Source organism: Kitasatospora albolonga (genome assembly GCF_039535905.1).
Classification (GTDB): Bacteria; Actinomycetota; Actinomycetes; order Streptomycetales; family Streptomycetaceae; genus Kitasatospora; species Kitasatospora albolonga.
This window is the reverse complement of sequence record NZ_BAAAYB010000053.1, coordinates 13022-30561: the sequence shown is the minus strand read 5'-3', so window position 1 is coordinate 30561 and position 17540 is coordinate 13022. Positions and strand designations below refer to the sequence as shown.

14 protein-coding genes and 1 pseudogene are annotated in these 17540 nt (G+C 75.3%); 7 read left to right on the top strand and 8 right to left on the bottom strand.

All coding sequences use genetic code 11. The features are described from left to right. The 4 genes from ABD946_RS13145 to ABD946_RS13130 form a co-directional block, all read right to left on the bottom strand. Window positions 1–288 (bottom strand): DUF6895 family protein (locus ABD946_RS13145; RefSeq protein WP_425558602.1); only part of this gene is annotated, 288 nt, incomplete at its 3' end. Between the two features lie 58 nt (window positions 289–346). Then, window positions 347–1564, bottom strand: coding sequence for a glycosyltransferase (locus tag ABD946_RS13140; protein WP_345283204.1), 1218 nt, complete (start codon window positions 1562–1564; stop codon window positions 347–349). Window positions 1565–1668: 104 nt separating this feature from the next. Continuing rightward, the gene (locus ABD946_RS13135; protein WP_345283202.1) at window positions 1669–1800 is read right to left on the bottom strand and encodes a hypothetical protein; all 132 of its coding nucleotides are present in this window, start codon (window positions 1798–1800) and stop codon (window positions 1669–1671) included. Window positions 1801–1912: 112 nt separating this feature from the next. Beyond that, entirely contained in the window at window positions 1913–3820 is a 1908-nt protein-coding gene (locus ABD946_RS13130; protein ID WP_345283201.1) for an AfsR/SARP family transcriptional regulator, read from the bottom strand. Between the two features lie 401 nt (window positions 3821–4221). On the opposite strand from ABD946_RS13130, the gene ABD946_RS13125 reads away from it, so the two are divergent. Continuing rightward, window positions 4222–4953 (top strand): WXG100-like domain-containing protein, encoded by a 732-nt coding sequence (locus ABD946_RS13125; protein ID WP_345283199.1) that lies wholly within the window; start codon window positions 4222–4224, stop codon window positions 4951–4953. Between the two features lie 227 nt (window positions 4954–5180). On the opposite strand, the gene ABD946_RS13120 is transcribed toward ABD946_RS13125, so the two are convergent. Beyond that, window positions 5181–7910 carry a serine/threonine-protein kinase gene (locus ABD946_RS13120; RefSeq protein WP_345283197.1) on the bottom strand — a complete coding sequence of 910 codons (2730 nt, stop codon included), beginning with the start codon at window positions 7908–7910 and terminating at the stop codon, window positions 5181–5183. A 389-nt stretch (window positions 7911–8299) separates the two neighbouring features. Between ABD946_RS13120 and ABD946_RS13115 the strand changes: the two genes are divergently transcribed. Next, window positions 8300–8956, top strand: coding sequence for a dienelactone hydrolase family protein (locus ABD946_RS13115; RefSeq protein WP_345283195.1), 657 nt, complete (start codon window positions 8300–8302; stop codon window positions 8954–8956). Between the two features lie 71 nt (window positions 8957–9027). On the opposite strand, the gene ABD946_RS13110 is transcribed toward ABD946_RS13115, so the two are convergent. Next, window positions 9028–10284, bottom strand: a complete 1257-nt coding sequence (locus ABD946_RS13110; RefSeq protein WP_345283193.1) for an SLC13 family permease — start codon at window positions 10282–10284, stop codon at window positions 9028–9030. A gap of 177 nt (window positions 10285–10461) precedes the next feature. Between ABD946_RS13110 and ABD946_RS13105 the strand changes: the two are divergent. Beyond that, window positions 10462–12073: pseudogene (locus ABD946_RS13105) on the top strand (CehA/McbA family metallohydrolase). A gap of 46 nt (window positions 12074–12119) precedes the next feature. On the opposite strand, the gene ABD946_RS13100 reads toward ABD946_RS13105, so the two are convergent. Together ABD946_RS13100 and ABD946_RS13095 are read right to left on the bottom strand one after the other, a co-directional pair. Beyond that, window positions 12120–13403, bottom strand: coding sequence for a glycosyltransferase family 39 protein (locus ABD946_RS13100; RefSeq protein ID WP_345283189.1), 1284 nt, complete (start codon window positions 13401–13403; stop codon window positions 12120–12122). A gap of 120 nt (window positions 13404–13523) precedes the next feature. Beyond that, on the bottom strand, window positions 13524–14597 hold the full coding sequence (locus ABD946_RS13095) for a PP2C family protein-serine/threonine phosphatase (RefSeq protein ID WP_345283187.1): 1074 nt from the start codon (window positions 14595–14597) through the stop codon (window positions 13524–13526). Between the two features lie 211 nt (window positions 14598–14808). Here ABD946_RS13095 and ABD946_RS13090 point away from each other — a divergent pair, with 211 nt between their 5' ends. The 4 genes from ABD946_RS13090 to ABD946_RS13075 all read left to right on the top strand — a co-directional run bounded on the left by ABD946_RS13090 (window position 14809) and on the right by ABD946_RS13075 (window position 17521). Further along, window positions 14809–15315 carry a hypothetical protein gene (locus ABD946_RS13090; protein ID WP_345283185.1) on the top strand — a complete coding sequence of 169 codons (507 nt, stop codon included), beginning with the start codon at window positions 14809–14811 and terminating at the stop codon, window positions 15313–15315. Window positions 15316–15574: 259 nt separating this feature from the next. After that, window positions 15575–15979: a hypothetical protein gene (locus tag ABD946_RS13085; RefSeq protein ID WP_345283183.1), complete on the top strand. Its 405-nt coding sequence runs from the start codon at window positions 15575–15577 to the stop codon at window positions 15977–15979. A gap of 85 nt (window positions 15980–16064) precedes the next feature. Then, a complete protein-coding gene (locus tag ABD946_RS13080) occupies window positions 16065–16568 on the top strand; it encodes a methylated-DNA--[protein]-cysteine S-methyltransferase (protein ID WP_345283181.1) in 504 nt (167 codons plus the stop codon). 143 nt (window positions 16569–16711) lie between these two features. Beyond that, on the top strand, window positions 16712–17521 hold the full coding sequence (locus tag ABD946_RS13075) for a DUF4389 domain-containing protein (RefSeq protein WP_345283179.1): 810 nt from the start codon (window positions 16712–16714) through the stop codon (window positions 17519–17521). Window positions 17522–17540 lie beyond the last annotated feature (19 nt).

Sequence of the window (17540 nt, the reverse complement as noted above, 5' to 3'; positions counted from 1 at the left end):
TTCATGAGGCTGCAGAGCAGCCCCGCCAGACTCGGGGTCGGGGTCGCGCCAGACCCGGCCGAGGACGGCGGTCACCGCGTCCAGGCCGGGGTCGGCCGGGGTGGCCCGCTCCCAGGAGCGGCGCAGCAGGGCGAGCTGCAACAGGGCCTTCACCCGCGGGGCCACCGGCAGTTCGGCCCGTCCCGACGGGGAGTCGAGGAACTCGGCGTGCAGCCGGACCCACCGCAGCACGCCCGCCGACAGCCGCCGCACCGTCGCGGTGTCCGGACCGACCGATCGCGTCATCATGGTTCTCCCTGGGGTTGCGCTCTGCTGGGCCAGGGCCCGCCCGACGGTTCGCGTCGGATCAGGCCGGGTGTTCGGTGCGTGCGGTGCGGGCCGGGTGGGCCGGGCGGGCCGGCCTCGGCGCGAACGGTCGGACGGGCACCAGCTCGACGAGGTCGGCCGCGCGGGCCGTGCCGGCCGTTGCGGCGAGCCGGCGGCCGAGGCGGCGGGCGTTCTCGCGCAGCCGGTCGTCCTGCCAGGCCGCGTCGAGCCGGGTCCGCTGGTCGGGCTCCGGGGTGTTCGGGACGTGCACGGCGGCGCCGGCCCGGATGCAGGCGGCGGCGAGCACCGGCTGCTCGGAGCCGTTGGGTGAGACTCCGAGCGGGAGGCCGCGCTGCAGGGAGGCCAGCACCGGGGCGGAGGTGCCGTTGGTCAGCACCAGCCCGGCCCGGTCGAGCATCGGCCCCAGCCACGGCCTGCGCACCAGCTGGATGTCCGCCCCGGGGGCGGGCCGCGGGTCGGTCGACCGTCCCTGTTCCACCACCGCCTGGAAGTTCCCGCCGGTGAAGGTGGTGTTCAGCCGGGGCCACGGGCTGCCGCCACCGAAGAAGCGGCCCAGGTGGACGTAGACCACCGGTTTGCCGCACCGGTCCAAGGTGGCGGTGAGCTCGGCGAGTTCGGCCCGGTCAGCGGCCGGCTCCCAGTCCAGCGGGCCGACCTGGTACGTCCGCTCGGGCAACTCGGCGCCGGGGTACTCCAGTTCGGGGATGCCGCGGAGCAGCAGGGCGTCACCGTGCAGGGGGTTCTCCGGCCACCGGGGCGCCCGTCCGGCCAGTCCGGCCTCGTCCCGGACCGCCGCGTACAGCTCCAGGCACTCCTCGGTCCGGTTCTGCCTGGTCCGGCCCCACTGCGGCTCGTCCGCGCCACCGCTGCGGTAGGTCCACAGGTGGACCGAGAGGCCGATGACCACCACCGGGAGGTCCAGTGCCTCGGCCGCGAGCAGGGCGCCGTTGCACAGCACGGAGGTGACCAGCAGGTCGGCCCGGGCCTGCCGGGCGGCCCGTACGGTCGCCCGGTACTGCGCGGCCCCGGTGGTGCCCCACCGGGCCGCCGAGAACGCCTGCCGACCGCCGAACTCCTCCGCCGCCGCGAACGGCAGTCCCGCCTCGGCCGCGAACGGCGCCGCGGTGGACCGGCCCAGCAGGCTGACCCGGTGGCCCCGGCGGGCCAGTTCCCGTCCGGCGGCGATCGCCGGGTAGAGGTAGCCGCCGTCACTGAGCGGGCAGAGCAGGATGTTCACGGCATCTCCCGGTCAGGGGCGGCCGGCCGCCGAGCGGGCCGTCCGGAGTGCGGCGACGAGCGCCGTCTCCCGGATGGCCGGCCCGGTCGGCACGGCTCGACTACTCAGGCCAGGTCGTGCTTGTTGTTGATGACACAGATGTCCTCGGACACGGCCTCCGCGTCCTGACCGTGCGCGACGACGTCGACGTCCTCGTTCTCGGCGTCGTGCTGCTCCGGGTTGATGTTCTGCGACATGGTGTCCTCCTCTGTCGTGGCGCCGTCTGGTGACGACCGCCCCGGGAGAAAAGCTAGGGATCCCCGGTATGGCGACGACTGGTCGCCGGTTCGACAGCGGTATGACGGCTGGTCAGCGGCTCGGCGCGGGCGCGAACAATGTCAGGTCCACGGTCGTGCCGGCGGTGTCCTGACGGTCGGTCACCCGATGGCCGGACCCCTGGGCGCCCGCCACCCGCCCGGCCGCCTGTCCCGTTCCCTGCACCGTTCCCTGCCCCGGTGGCCGCCCCGCCGTCCGCCCGGCCGTCTCGCGCGCGTAGGCGTGGAGCAGCGCGGGCATCTCGTAGCGCACGCCGTGGGTCCACCGCTCGGGGAGCCCCTCGTCCTCCTCCGGGTGGGCCACCGTCAGCAGACCGTCCTCCAGCAGCCGTTCCAGCGCGCGCACCGCCGTCCGCTGGTCACTCCCGAGCACGGCGGCGGCCTGCGCCGGGGTGAACACCCGCTCCACGCCCAGGCCCAGGCCCAGCACCGTCCGGTACCCGTCCTCGGACAGGTGCCGGACCGACTCCGCCAACCGGGCCCGGACCGCCGGGTCCGCCCCGCACAGCTCGTCCAGCAGCCCCCGGTCGCCCGCCAACCGCGCGGCGTACTCCCCCAGCGTGACGTGGCGGAGGAAGGCCAGCCGGTCGGCCACCAGGCGGACCCCGAGCGGCAGCAGACCGGCGGCACGGACGATCCGCCCCGCCGACTCGCGGTCCGCCTCGACCCGCCCCGCGCCGACCACCCGGCCCAGGAACTCGACCGCCTCGGCCGGCTCGAAGGCGGCCAGCCAGAGCCGGTGCGCACCGTCCAGACCGATCAGCCCGGGGCGCGCCGTCACCAGTACCGAGCTCTCCCCCGCCTCCGGCAGCAGCGGCCGGACCTCGCTCTCGCACCGGGCGTCGTCGACCACCAGCAGCGCCCGGCGCCCCGTCAGCCACAGCTGCCACTCCCAGCGCGGATCGGCCGCCGCCGCCCGGGCGGGGGCGACGGCCGCCAGCAGTTGGCGCAGCACGTCCTCCACCGGCCGCGCCCGCCCGTCCTCGCCGCGCAGCCGGACGAACAGCCTGCCGTCCGGGAAGTGCTCGCCGAGCCGGTGCGCCACGTGCGCGGCGAGCGCCGTCTTGCCCGCGCCGAGCGGGCCGCTCACCACGGCCAGCCGGCCCTCACCGCCGAGCAGGACCTCGGTCAGCTCCCGGGCGGCGGCGGCCCGGCCGGTGAAGGCCAGCGGATCGGAGGGCAGCAGGTTCGGCCCGGCTCCCCGTTCCTGACGGGCCGCCACCGGCCGCTGCCGCTCGGCGGCCTGGGCCTCCAGCAGCGAGCGGTAGCACCGCTCCAGCGCCGGGCTGGGCGGCAGTCCCAGTTCGTGGGCCAGCGCCTGACGCAGCTCCTCGTAGACCGCCAGCGCCTCGGAGCGCCGCCCGGCCTGGCCCAGCGCGTTCATCTGGAGCATCCGCAGCCGCTCCCGGAACGGGTGCCGCTGCGCGATCTCGGAGACCCGCGCGACCGCCGACGCACCGTCGCCGGCGGCCAGCGTCGCCTCCACCCAGTCCTCGAAGACCACCAGCACCCGCTGGTCCAGCCGCTGCGCCACGGTGTCGATCAGCGGCACGTCCCGGAGCCCGTCCAGCACCGGCCCCCGCCACAGCTCCAGGGCCGCGGCCGGCGCACCGGTCCACGCCCGCTGCTCGAAGCCGAGCACGTCGAACTCCTCGGCCACCGTGTGCAGCACGTACCCGCCGCTCTGGTGGTCGATCCGGGTCTCGGAGTCCGCACCCAGCAGCCTGCGCAGCGCACACACGTACACCTGGAGGTTCTTGCGCGCCGTCCGGGGCGGCGCGTCGCCCCACAGCGCCTCGGCCAGTTCGTCGGCGGAGACCCGCGCGTTGGCGTGGCACAGCAGCGCGGCCAGCATGATCTGCTGCTTGCGCGGCCCCGGATCGACCGGGCGGCCGTCCACCAGCACCCGCAAGGGACCGAGGATGCCCAGACCGAGGGCCATCAGGCCGGCTCAAGGCCGGTGGAACGCGGACCGACCGGATTCCCCGCCCGCCGGAGCGCCACCAGGGCGTCAAAGACCATGTTCCCCTCCACCGTTGTCGTCACGTCCGTACCGCGGCACGCGGATCGCGGGACTCCGTTCTCCACCGTGCCTCGACGGAATCCCTACGCGAACCACATGACCGCCCGCCCATGCTCGCGCCAAGCAGCCATCGCGACAAGAGGTGATCAGTTCCGTCCTCGCCCTTTCAGGAACGGATCTGACGGATGGTCAGGTGCGGACCGCCACCGCGCCCCCACCGCACCCTTACCGCGACCGGCGCGGCGGCCGGGATCCGACGGGAGCGACTATGATGCACCAAGAGTGATGGACCGCTGACTGCACGTCACACCGGAGGAAGTTTGGCCATCGAGCTGCCCGGCGAGCTGGTCTGGGTGATGGACCTCCTCGGGTTCCACTGGCCGGAGGTGGACGAGGACCGGGTCCGGGAGTTCGCCGGGCGGGTGCGGGAGTTCGCGTCCGGCCTCGACGGGAGCCATCAGGCCGCGACGGCGACCGTCCGGGGGATGGCGGAGCACTACGAGGCGGACTCCTACCGGGTGCTGGCGTCGCGCTGGCGCGGCATGACCGTCGAGCACGTGGACGAACTGGTGGGGGTCTGCGGCGTGGTGGCGACCACGATCGAGGTGGCGGCCGATGCGGTGGTGGCCGCGAAGGTGGCGGTGATCGCCCAACTCACGTTCGCAGCCGTTGAGTTCGCTGCCGCCACGGCGGCGACCGCGGCGACCTTCGGCGCGGCGGCGGCAGCCGAGGCGGCGCTGGTGGAGGCGACCCGGCGGGTGGTCGACGGGATCCTGCGGGAGCTGGAGGAGCGGATCGTCGCCGAGCTCCTGACACAGGCGGTGGAGCCCTTGGAGCGGGTGGTGGAAGGCGTGTTGACCGGCCTGGTCTTCCCCGGGGCCCGGGGAGCGGCGGCCCCGGCCGCGGATGGTGACGGCGAGGTGGTCGGCGGCTTCCGGGTGGTCCCGGGAGAGCTGGTGCGGCACGCCGAGCTGCTCCAGGAGCACGCCGACCAAGTGACCTCCCGTGCACGGGAATTCGAGTCGACGGCAGCGGGGGTGTCGTTCGGATGAGCGATCGGATCGTGCAGGCCCTGGAGGAGGCCGCCCGCAGGATCGGCCGGCGGTTGGGGCGGGAGGCCGGCCACGCCGTGGCGGCCCTGTACCGGCAGACGGGCGAGGGCACCAGGACGGTCGCCCGCCGGTTCGTGGAGACCGAGCAGGCCCATCGGCGGGAGGTCGCCGCGCTGGCAGCGGGGCTGCCTGCGGTGCCCCCTCCGAGGAGGGGGCCCGACGGTGCGTCAGGGGCAGGTGTACCGGAAGGAGACGGCGGAGGTGTGAGCGGTCGGGGCGTCGACCTGGAGGGTGGCGGTGGCGTCGAGGGTGCCCCGGCCGTGGAAGGACCAGCGGAGGGTGAGCTGGGTGGTGTGGTGACCGGGCTGGACGCTCTGGGTGAGCGGGCCGGAGTCGGTGCCGTCACTGCGCAGCCAGCGGTAGGAGACGTCGCCGGCCCCGCCGTCCGTCTCCAGGGCGGCGGTGATGGTCTGGGTCCCGTCGCAGGCTAGGTCGGCCGAACCGGTCTGCACGGAGACCGAGTTGACGGCCACCGGGCGGCCGTAGCGCTGCCAGGCGAACCAGCCGAGCAGGGCGAGGACCAGCAGGAGGATCAGCAGGAAGAGGGCCCAGCGGCCGCGACGGCGCGGACGGGGCGCGGGCTCCTGCTGCGCGGCGCCGTGCCAGACGGCGGCGGCCTGCGGCGGGACGCCCGGACCGAAGCGGCGCAGCCCGCCGTCCGGCACGGTGGCCTCGGGAGCGGTGGCCTCGGGAGCGGGGACCGGCACGGGACCGGGGACGGCGGACGGCGGAGGGGTCCGGTCCAGGCGTTCCGTCAGGGCCGTCGCGGTCATCTCGGTGGTGGCGTCGAGCACGACACCGCCCGGCGGGAGCTTGACGGTGGCCTCGGCGTCGGGGACGGCGGCCGGGGAGAGCTTGACCGTGGCATCGGAAACGGCGCCCTGCCCGAGCTTCACGGTCGTGTCCGGAGCTGCGGCCGGAGTCAGCTTCACGGTCGCGTCGGGCGCGGCCGCCGGAGAGAGCTTGACGGTGGCCTCGGCCGCGTCCGGTGCCAGGCGGACCGTCTCGTCGGGCAACTCGTCGGCGGACTGCCGGAGTCGGACGGTGCCGTCCTCGGCGGGGCGGACGGGGCCGAGGGGCAGGGGCGTGTCTTGCTTGCCGAGGCGGACGGTGGGGTCGGGCTCGGGGGCGGAGGTGGGCGGGGTGGTCATGCCGGTCGTCCTGCTCTCAGCGGTCTCAGCGGTCTCAGCGGGGCGGGTTGCAGGTGATGGTGTCCTTGGTGAACGTGCTGCCCTGGCCGCTCGCCGCCGCCGGGTGGTGTTCAGCCGGACCGTACGGGAGAAGGCGGTGCCGAAGGGCATCGAGTCGCTGAACTTCACCGTCCTCTGCCCCTTCGGGAGCGCCACCGTGTGCGTGACGGGGAGGCGGGAGGCGCTGCTCGTCCAGCTCAGGGTGAGGGTGCCGTCCGCCGCACCGTCGGTCTGCACGGTGCCCGAGACCGTCATCTGCGTGGTGCTGCAGGAGGCCGTCCCGTTGATGGCGACCACCCGGAGCGGGGGCGCGGGCGGGGTGACGGTCGGGGTGGCGGGCGCCGACGGGGAGCTCGGGGCACTGGTCGGCGGCGTGGTCGGGGCCGTGGTGAGGACCGGGGAGGCCGGGGCCTTGGTGGTGGGCGGGGCCTTGGTGGGCGGGGGTGCGAGGGTGGCACCGGGGGTGGTGGCCGTGCCGCTCGGGACGGCGGAGGACTCGCTCGCCGAGGGCGAGGGAGAGGCCGAAGGCGACGGGGAGTCGGAGGCGGACGGGTCCGCGGAGGGGGCCCCGGGGCCCGGTGCGCCGAGGGTGGTGGTGATCTTGGGTTCGGCGACGGTGCCCGCGTTGGCGGGGTCGGAGACGCCCGCGACCGCGACGCCCGCCACGGCCGTGGCGACCAGCAGCGCGCCCGCCGCCGCACCGACGACCCGTATCCGCCGCACGGTCCGCGGCACCGCCCCGCCGGCACCACCGGAACCGCCTGCACCGCCTGCACCGCCGGCACCGCCCCCGCCCGTGGGCCCGAGCGTGGTGGTGGCGAAGGAGGTGCCGCCGACCTCGCCGCCCGCCGAGGGCAGCAGGAACGGCAGCAGCGCGACCAGCGCGGCGAGGCGGTGCCGCCCGCGCTGCTCCCAGTCGGGCCCGTAGGCGGCGCCGGCCACCTCCTCCAACTGCTCGACCAGCAGCGCGGCGCCGTCGGGCCGGTCCCCGGGGGTCTTGGCGAGGCCGGCCAGGATCAGCGGGCGCAGCGCCTCGGGGGCCTGCTCGGCCGGGATGTCGGCCTCGGTGTGCTGGACGGCCAGTTCCATCAGGGTGGTGCCGGCGTAGGGCTTGGCGCCGGTGAGGCACTCGAAGAAGGTCGCGGTGGCGGCGTAGACGTCGGTGGTGGGGGCGGCGGGCTTTCCGGCCCACTGCTCGGGGGCCATGTAGGCGGGGGTCCCGGCCACCGTGCCGGTGCTGCCGTCGCGCAGGGCGATGCCGAAGTCGACCAGCTTGGACGATCCGTCGGCCGCGACCAGCACGTTGGCGGGCTTGTAGTCGCGGTGCACCACGCCGGCCGCGTGGGCGGTGGCCAGGCCGAGCAGCGAGCCCTTGAGGACGGTGAGGGCGGCCTCGGGGCCGGTGGCGCCCTCGGCCTTGATGAGCTCGCGCAGCGAGATGCCGTCGATCAGCTCCATCACGATCGCGGCGCCCTGCGGGCCCTCGACGTACTCGTAGAGCTGGGCGACGTGCGGGGAGCGCAGGGCGCCGAGCAGTTCGGCCTCGGCGCGGAAGCCCTGGTGGTCGGCGGCGCTGCCGGTGAGGTACTTGACCGCCACCGGCGTGCCGGTGGCCCGGTGCCTGGCCAGCACCACCCGGCCGGCCGCGCCCGCGCCGAGTTCGCGCAGGTGCTCGTACTCCGGCAGTTCCCAGCGCGTCTCGCCCATCTCGTCCCCCAGGGGTGTCCGTCCGCCCGGCCCGTGGCCGCCGGGGCTGTGCCGTTCCGTGGCCACCGAGAGTGACGCGGTTCGACGCGACCCGGTTCCGGGCCGGGAGGATGATAGGACACAACTGCACTGCTCCGTGTACCGATTGTCGTCCGGAGGGGGCTCTCGGCCGTCTGCGGGGCGGATGCTTCGTGGTCACGCTCCGTCGTACTCGTGTACGCCCCCGGCGAGCCCCCGCACCCCTCGGAGCGCGACGACGCGCACGTTTCGGGACGACGCTCCCGGGCAGTGGCGCAGCAGGACACGGACGCGGGGGGACGGAACCGACGCGGGAGACAGGCGCGAGACCGAGCGGGGGCACGAGCGGGGGACGAACGGGAGGCGAGGCGATGCTCACCCAGCGGGTGGAGCTGCCGGTCGGCCAGGCCACCCTGGCCGGTGACCTCGTGGTGCCCCGCACGGCGGCGACGGTGGTCCTGTTCGCCCACGGCAGCGGTAGCTCGCGGCACAGCCCGCGCAACCGCGCCATCGCGCGGACCCTCCAGGACCACGGCCTCGGCACCCTTCTGCTGGACCTGTTGACCCGTCAGGAGGAGCGGGCCGACGCGCTCTCCGCCGCCTACCGCTTCGACGTCCCGATGCTGGGCCGCCGCCTGGTGACCGCCGTGGACTGGCTGGGCGAGCACCCGGCCACCGCCCGGCTCGCGGTCGGCCTGTTCGGTGCCAGCACCGGCGCGGCGGCCGCCCTGCAGGCGGCCGCGCAGCGGCCGGAACGGGTCCGCGCGGTGGTCAGCCGGGGCGGGCGGCCGGACCTGGCCGGGGCGGCCCTCGAACAGGTGCGGGCACCGGTGCTGATGATCGTCGGCGGCCGGGACGGGACGGTGCTCGCGCTCAACCGCGCGGCCGCCGCCCGGATCACCACGCCGCACCGGATCGCGGTGGTCCCGGGGGCCGGGCACCTCTTCGAGGAGCTGGGGTCACTGGAGCAGGTGGCGGCGCTGACCGCCGCCTGGTTCCGCGAGGTGAACGGGACCGGCGTGTTCTGACCCGGGCCCGCGCCGCGGGCAGCCCCCGTCCCGGCCGCCCGACGTGCCGTCAGAACCCGACCAGGCCCGGTTCAGACCCCGATCAGACGCAGCGAGAGCCAGAGCGCGGGCACCGCGAGCCCCAGCGCGAGCGGCACGGTCAGCAGCGAGAGCCGGGTGAACTCCCCCAGCCGCACCGGCTCCCCGCCCCGCTCCTGCACGATCCGCCGCCAGAGCAGGGTGGCCAGCGAGCCCGCGTAGCTGAGGTTCGGCCCGATGTTCACCCCGAGCAGGACGGCCAGCACCGCGCCCGGGCCGGACGGCAGGGCGAGCGGGAGGAGCACCAGCACGGCGGGCAGGTTGTTGATCACGTTGGCCAGGACGGCGGCCAGGGCCGCGAGCGCGAAGAGCGCGCCCAGCGAGTCCCCGGCCGGGGTGAGGTGGCCGAGCGCGTCGGCCAGGCCGTGGTCGACCACGGCCTTGACCACCACGCCGAGGGCGAGCACGAAGGCCAGGAAGGGGATGTTGGCGGCCCGCACCAGCCCGCCCGGCGTCACGGTGCGGCGGCGAAGCGCCCGGACGGCCAGCACCAGCGCCCCGGCGGCGGCCGCCCAGACCGGTTCGGCGCCGAGCGCGGAGGCCAGCACGAAGCCGCCCAGGGTGGCGGCCAGCACCACCAGGGCGAAGACCGGCCGCTCGGCCGGCTCCGCGTCGTGCTGCGGGCGGGCCGAGGCGGTCAGGTCGGCGGCGAAGAACCACCGCAGGACGACGTACTCGGCGGCGATCGCGACCACCCAGGGCAGCGCCATCAGGGCGGCGAAGCGGGTGAAGGCCAGGCCGCTCGCGGTGAAGACCAGCAGGTTGGTGAGGTTGGAGACGGGCAGCAGCAGCGAGGCGGTGTTGGAGAGGTGGGCGGCGGCGTACGAGTGGGGCCGGGCCCGGACCCCGAGGCGGGTGGCGGTGGCGAAGACCACGGGGGTGAGCAGCACCACGGTGGCGTCCAGGCTGAGCACGGCGGTGACCACCGAGCAGAGCAGGAAGACCTGGGCCAGCAGCCGCCCGGGCGTCCCGGCAGTCCGCGCCATCCAGGCCCCGCAGGCGCGGAACAGGCCCTCCCCGTCGCAGAGTTGGGCGAGCACCAGGACGGCGGCCAGGAAGGCGGTGACCGGGCCGAGCCGCTCCAGCTCGGCCGCCGCGGTGTGCCAGGGCACCACGCCGGTGACCACCAGCAGCGCCGCGGCCGGGACCGCCGCCACCGCCTCCGGCCAGCCGCGCGGTCGGACCACGGCGCAGACCAGGACGATGAGCAGCAGCGCGACGGAGAGCAGTGTCGCGGCGGTGTGGTTCACGGGGACGTCCCAGCAGTTCGGTGGTTCGTTCGGACAGCGACCGCCCATCGAACCACGCCCGCCGTACCCGCCCGCCACCGACCCGCCCGCGGTCCGAGGGGCCCGTATCACCGCCGGTTCACCGGGCGGGGGAAGGAGCCCGCGCGGCACTGGAGCCACCGACGGGAGGACGGACGGATGGACGAGCACAGGGAACCGGGCACGGACGGGATCGGACGGCGCGGCCTGCTGGCCGGGGCGGCGGCGGTCGGGTTCACCGTCGCGGCCGCGGGCGCCGCACCGGCCGCGGCGGCGGACGGCGAACGGTCCCCCTCAGGCGGGGTGCCCGCCGACGGCAGCGAGCGGGACGGTGGTCCTGACCGGCCGTCTGGAGACCGGCGCGCCCGACTTCGTGCACCTGCCGGTGGAGGTCCCGCCGGGCGTGCGCGAGCTGGCGGTCCGTTACTCCTACGACCGCCCGGCGGTGCCGCCCGGCACCCCGGGCAACTCCTGCGACATCGGGATCTTCGACGAGCGCGGCACCGAGCTGGGCGGCCCGGGCTTCCGGGGCTGGTCCGGCGGCTTCCGCACCGAGTTCGCGATCAGCCGGGCGCAGGCCACCCCGGGCTACCTGCCGGGCCCGGTCCGCCCGGGCCGCTGGCACGTGGTGCTCGGCCCGTACCAGGTGGCCCCGCAGGGGCTGGAGTACCGGGTGGAGGTGACCTTCCGGTTCGGCCCGGCCGGGCCGGCGTACGTGCCCTCCTACCCGCCGGAGCGGGCGGCCGGGCGCGGCCGGGCCTGGTACCGGGGCGACTGCCACCTGCACACCGTGCACTCGGACGGGCGCCGCACCCCCGAGGAGGTGGCCGCCGGGGCCCGCGCGGCGGGGCTGGACTTCATCGTCTCCACCGACCACAACACCTCGTCCTCGCACGGCAGTTGGGGCCCACTGGCCGGCCCCGACCTGCTGGTGGTCCCGGGCGAGGAGGTGACCACCCGCAACGGCCACTGGCTGGCCCTCGGCACCCGCCCGGGCGAGGGGGCACCCCCGGCCGGAGGCTGGGGGAGGGTGGACTGGCGCTACCGGGCCCGGGACGGGGTGCACCCGCGGTTCGCCCGTGAGGTGCGGCGCGGCGGCGGCCTGGTGGTGCCCGCCCACCCGTACTGCCCGTACGTGGCCTGCGCCTGGAAGTTCGGCTACGAGGAGGCCGACGCGGTCGAGGTCTGGAACGGGCCCTGGACCTACGACGACGAGTCCGCGCTCGACAGCTGGGACGCCCAACTGGTCCGGGCCGCCCGGGGCGGCGGCCGCTGGCTCCCGGCGATCGGCAACAGCGACGCCCACAGCGCGCCGCAGCCGATCGGCGCCCCGCACACCGTGGTGCTCGCCGAGGACCTGACCCGGGACCACGTGCTGGCCGGGCTCCGGGCGGGCCGCAGCTGGATCGCCGGCTCCACCGCCGTGCAGCTCGACCTGACGGCCGTCGGCGCGGGCCGCATGGCCGGCATCGGCGAGCGCCTGGCGGTCGCCCCGGACGCCCCGGTGGACGTCCGGCTGTCCGTCTCGGGCGTCCCGAACGGCACCCTGCGCCTGATCACCGACGAGGGCCAGCTCCGCCAGGAGACCCTCCCCGCGAGCGGCACGGGCGTCCTCGTCTGGCGCACCACCGCCTCGCTCGCCGCCTACGTCCGCGCCGAGGTCCGCCACCCCAGGCCCGACGGCTCCCCGGGCCGGGGCAACGCCATGGGCCCCGACCTGCCCTGGGGCCCGATGGCCGCCCTCACCAACCCGGTCCTCCTCGGCCACTGACCCGGCCGGTGAGCCAGCCGCTGAGCCGGCCGCTGAGCCGTCCGGTCTACGGGATGCCCAGCTCGAAGAGGACATAGCCCGCGTACCAGCCGGAGGCGATCGCCGCCCATCCCACCAGGGCCCCGAGGGCCGGGAGGGAGAGGCGGCGCAGCGCCACCGCGATCGGCAGGAAGAGCGGGAAGACCGGCAACAGGTAGCGGGAGGTGTTGCCGAAGATCTGGGAGCTGCCGAGCACCAGGACGATGGTGACCGCGGTGTAGACGAGTAGGAAGACCGGGACCTTGAGCCGGACGAGCAGGAAGAGCAGCGGCGGCAGCAGGAGCACCAGGAAGAGCGCGATCATGTCCTCGGTCGGATAGGTGAAGGCGTAGACGCCCTTGCCGAGGAGGAGCGTCTTCAGCACCGTGAAGGTGTGGTCGCCGTAGTCGAAGAAGTGCAGCCAGGCGCCCTTCTGGAGCTTGAAGTAGCCGCCCCAGTCACCCATCCGCCAGTTCACCCAGGCCAGGTAGCCGACGAAGCCGAGCGGGGCGATGACCAGGGCGCTGACCGGCCCGAGCCAGCCGTCCCGACGCTGGTAGAGGGCGATCAGCGCGGCCACCCCGAGCGCGGCGACCAGGGCGGCGGCGGTCGGCCGGTTGAGCCCGGCGACGAAGACGGTGACCCCGGCGGCCAGCCAGCGGCGCTCCACGATCAGGTAGCAGGACCAGGCGGCGAGCGCGACGAACAGCGAGTCGGAGTAGACCGCCCACTCGACGCCGGAGCCGGGGAAGAACCCCCAGACGGCGGCGGCGATGACGCCGGTGCGGCGGTCGAACAGACGGGCCGTCAGGGCGTAGATCCCGGCGGCCGCGACGAAGGAGGCGAGGATCGAGACCACCATGCCGGCCCCGTACGGGCCGAGGCCGGTGACGGCGGAGACCAGCTTCATGGCGCCGGGGTAGAGCGGGAAGAAGGCCACCGAGTTCTGCTCGAACTCGAACGGCGGCGGGCCGATCACCTTGATCGGGGCGGGGTGGTAGCCGTTGACGGCGATCTGCTGGTACCACCAGCCGTCCCAGCCGCCCACCACGTCCCAGGGCTTGGCGCCGCCGCCGAACCGGGGGTTGTTCGCGAGGTAGTCGCCGGACCAGCCGAGCAGCCACATGAAGACCGTGAAGCCGGTCAGCTTCACCGTGCCGTAGACGGCCAGGGCCGGACCGTACTCGTGGGCGGCGCGACGGATCCAGGCGGTCGGCGACTCCCCGGGCGGCGGCTCCTGCCGTGCGCCCTCCGGCGGCGTCCCGGCCCGCTCCGGGTGCTCGTCGAGGTCCGTGTCCGAGATCGCGCTCACGGTGCTGTCTCCTGACTGCTCGTACGGGTGCCCACCACCCCCTCGATGGCAGCGCTGAAGCGTGAGCGTACGCCATCAGCAGCTGGTCCAGACCGGTGACCGCGCGGACCGGACGGGGCGTCAGGGCCGACGGATCGTCAGGATCGCGATGTCGTCCTGCTGGCGGCCCGCCGTGTACGCCTGGGCCTGGGCCAGCAGGTGGTCGGCGAGCCGGCCCGGCTGCAGGCCACGGGCCGCGGCCAGCCGTTCGGCCAGCGGGAAGAAGGTGCCGTCGGCGGAGCGGGCCTCGGTGAGGCCGTCGGTGCAGAGCACCAGGGTGGCGTCGGGCGGGAAGCCGAAGCGGCCCACCGGACGCGGCCCGTCCGCCAGCTCGCCGAGGCCGAGCGGCAGCCCCGGTTCCGCCAGCGGGACGGCCAGCGGCGCGCGCTCGGGCCGCAGCAGGTACGGCGCCTCGTGCCCGCAGCCGACCACCTCGGCGGTGTCGGTGCCGTCGAAGCCGAGCACCAGGGCGGTGGCGAAGCGCTCGCTCTCGCCGAGCTCGGCCGCGTAGGCGTTGTGCCGCACCACCGCCGCCTCCAGCGCCTCGGCCACCCCCGCCAGCGTCGGCTCCCGGTGCGCGGCCTCCCGGAAGGCGCCGATCACCGCGAAGGCCACCCCGATCGCGGCCAGGCCCTTGCCCTGGACGTCGCCGATCAGCACCCGGGTGCCGTGCGCGGAGGCGGCCACGTCGTAGATGTCCCCGCCGACCAGCTTGTCCTCCTGGACGGGCTCGTAGACCCCCTCGGCCAGCAGGTCGGCGGTGCGCTGCGGGAGCGGGCGCAGGATGCGCTGCTGCATGGCGGTGGCGGTGGAGCGCAGCCGCAGCAGCTCCTCCTCGCGGCGGATCCGGTACCAGCTGCCGGTCACCGACAGGCCGCCGATCGCGGCGGTGAGTCCGATCATCAGGAGCGAGTCGCCGAGCTCGCGCGGGTTGTACCCGAACAGCGCCGCGGCCACGGTGACCAGGGTCCAGCAGGCGGTGAAGGCGGTCTGCGGGACGGTGCAGAAGGCGGCGGCCAGGGCGGGGAGGAAGGCCAGCAGGCCGACCATCCGGATCGAGGTGCCGGTGAACTCGCCCAGGTACAGCACCAGGGCCGTGACGCCGAGCAGCCAGAGCGCGAGGGCGCGGTTGGACAGGCCCTGACGGGTGACCACGGCTGCGCTCCTCTCCTCGACCGCTCCCTCCACTCTCCCGACCCGGCGGCGGATCCGCGACCGCCGAGGGGGCAGCCGTGTGACGCCGCCCGGGGCGCGGGATCGCGGTGGACCTGACGCTCCCTCATGGGATAGACAGACCACCGGCCTTGCCCGGCGCGCCGCCGGGGGTCGGGGGACCGCCGAGGGGCACGGGGGACGGGGGACGACCATGCGCAGCATCAGCAAGCCGTCGGGGCGGGGCCTGATGACCGTAGGAGCGCTGCTGCTCGCGGCCGGGCTGGCCGCGCTGGCGGTCGGGGTGCTCGGCCTGCTGCCGGGCGGCTCGGGCGGGCCCTCGGGCGCCGTCCCCGGCCCCAGCACCAGCGGCGTACCGCAGACCGCCCTGCCGGCGACTCCCGCGACGCAGCCGCCGCTCACCCAGCCGCCGTCCACCCAGCCGCCCACGACGCCGGCGGTCACGACGTCGGCGGTCACGACGTCGGCGGTCACGAGCGGGCCGACCACACCGACGGCCGCACCCGTCACGCCGGCACCGGCCACCACGGTCTTCGTGGTGCTGCCCGCCCCCGCCTCCGCCACGGCCGCCCCGGACGACGGCCCCTCCGTGGCCGAGCTGATCACCGCCTTCGCCGGGCTGGTCTCCGCCGTCGGCGGCACCTACGCCATGGTGGTGAGCGCCCGTCAGGGCCGTCCGGTGCAGCCGCCCGCTCCCTGAGGGGGCGCGGCGGGCGCGGCCCGGCTAGCGTCGGAGCGGTAACGGGGTGACCCGCGTCCAGCCGTGAGGGGCAGTCAGAACATGTCCGGTGACGACAACGTCCTCTTCTACACCTTCAAGGACCCGACCCACACCTTCGAGGCCTTCCACGACGTCACCCGCCTGCCGGGGGTGGCCGGGGGCCGCGATCCTCCAGCGCTCCGCCGAGGGGTACCTCGACATCGCCGACAGCTTCACGCCGGACACCGGGCGCCGGACCATGGCGTTCAGCGCCGTCGGGGCGCTGCTCGGCCTGCTCGGCGGCCCGGTCGGGCTGGCCCTCGGGCTGGGCGCCGGGGCGGTGCTGGGCTCGGCCTCCGAGAGCAAGGACGCGCAGGACGCGTTGGAGGGCCTGACGGTGATCAGCGCCCTGGTCGACGACGGCGGCAACCTGCTGGTCGCCTCGGTCAAGGAGACCGATCCCGCCGCCGCCGACGAGATCGCCGCCCGGCTGGGCGGCGAGGTGGCCCGGATCCCCTCCGAGGAGGTCGAGGCCGAGGTCCGGATGGCCCAGCACAGGGCCGAGGAGGCGGTGAAGGCCGAGCACCAGGAGCACCGCCGGCAGGAGAACGAGGAGTTCGCCGAGCGCCTGCGCCACCTCTTCCGCGGCGGCGCCGGCTCCTGACGCGATGTCGCATTTCCGCCGGTCGGGCGGGTCCGCCCCGGGCAGAGTGGGGAGCGTAGGCAAGGACCCGTCCCCGGGAGAGAACGTGACCACCCGTTACACCACCCTCGACAGCCCCTGCGGCCCGCTGCTGCTGGTCGGCGAGGACTCCGCCACCGCGAGGGGCGGTCTGGCGCTCGCCTCGGTCTCGATGACCGGCCAGCGGAACGCGGCCGTGGTCCGGCCCGACTGGGTCGAGGACGCCGCCGCCTTCCGGGAGGTGGCGAGCCAGCTGCGGGCGTACTTCGCGGGCGGGTCGGACGGCTTCGACCTGGAGTTCACCTCCCGGGGCACCGAGTTCCAGCGCCGGGTCTGGGCCGCGCTGGAGCGGCTGCCGTACGGCTCCACCACCAGCTACGGCGCGCTGGCCGATCAGGCCGGCCTCCCCCGGGCCGCCGTCCGCGCGCTCGGCGCGGCCATCGGCGCCAACCCGCTGCTGGTGGTCCGCCCCTGCCACCGGGTGGTGGGCGCGGACGGCTCGCTCACCGGCTACGCGGGCGGGCTCGACCGCAAGCGGCAGCTGCTGGACCTGGAGGCCGGGCACTCCTGAGGCCCACCGGGTCCGGCCCCGCCCGGCCCGGCCCACCCGGCCCCGCCCCGCCGAGCCCGTTCGGGCCAGTCCGGCGGGCGGGCGGCCTCCGCTCCTGCGATGTTCGGAGCAGGGGGAAGCTGACGAGGCCTCAGGGAGACAGCATGTGGGACGCATCCGCGACACTGCCCGCGGGCGGCCGGGAGTGGCTGCCCGCGATGGACGTGCCGGAGCCCGGGCGGCAGAGCCGGCTCACCGTGTTCTTCCGGATGCTGCTGCTGATCCCGCAGTTCATCGTGTTCTGGCTGCTGTCGATCGTGGCCTTCGTGGTCGCCGTGCTGGGCTGGTTCGGCGCCCTGTTCACCGGCCGGCTGCCGGAGTTCGCGGCGGGCTTCCTCTCCGGGTACGTGGCGTACGGCGTCCGGCTGGAGTCGTACCTGATGCTGCTGGTGGACTCCTACCCGCCGTTCCGCTTCGACGCGCCGGAGCACCCCGTCCGGACGGAGGTGCGGCCCGGTGAGCTGAACCGGCTGGCGGTCTTCTTCCGCCTCGTCCTGGTGATCCCGGCCGCGATCATCCAGGGCGTGCTGATGAGCGGCTGGTGGGCGGTCGGCTTCATCAGCTGGCTGGTGGTGCTGGTCCTCGGCCGGATGCCGCGGCCGCTCTTCGAGGCCACCGCGGCCATCACCCGCTACCGGTTCCGCTACCAGGCCTACTTCCTGATGCTCAGCTCCGCCTACCCGAAGGGCCTGTTCGGCGAGGACGCCCTCGACACGGTGCCCGGGAGCGGCCCGGTCTCGGCCACCCGCCCGCTGGTGATGGGCAGTTCGGGCCGGGCCCTGCTGGTGGTCTTCATCATCCTGGGCATCGTCGCCTACGGCGCCTCCTCGATCACCACCAGCGTCAACTCCGACAGCGACGGCGACGACGGGTACGCCCGGCACGCGGGCGTCACCGCCCCGGCGGTGCCGTGAGCCCTCGCGCTCTCCCCCG

Excerpts from the sequence above, each read along its gene's own strand:
- ABD946_RS13135 (WP_345283202.1), bottom strand. The coding sequence starts at position 1,800 with ATGTCGCAGAACATCAACCCGGAGCAGCACGACGCCGAGAACGAGGAC.
- ABD946_RS13130 (WP_345283201.1), bottom strand. The coding sequence starts at position 3,820 with ATGGCCCTCGGTCTGGGCATCCTCGGTCCCTTGCGGGTGCTGGTGGAC.
- ABD946_RS13120 (WP_345283197.1), bottom strand. The coding sequence starts at position 7,910 with ATGGGCGAGACGCGCTGGGAACTGCCGGAGTACGAGCACCTGCGCGAA.
- ABD946_RS13115 (WP_345283195.1), top strand. The coding sequence starts at position 8,300 with ATGCTCACCCAGCGGGTGGAGCTGCCGGTCGGCCAGGCCACCCTGGCC.
- ABD946_RS13090 (WP_345283185.1), top strand. The coding sequence starts at position 14,809 with ATGCGCAGCATCAGCAAGCCGTCGGGGCGGGGCCTGATGACCGTAGGA.
- ABD946_RS13085 (WP_345283183.1), top strand. The coding sequence starts at position 15,575 with ATGGCGTTCAGCGCCGTCGGGGCGCTGCTCGGCCTGCTCGGCGGCCCG.
- ABD946_RS13075 (WP_345283179.1), top strand. The coding sequence starts at position 16,712 with ATGTGGGACGCATCCGCGACACTGCCCGCGGGCGGCCGGGAGTGGCTG.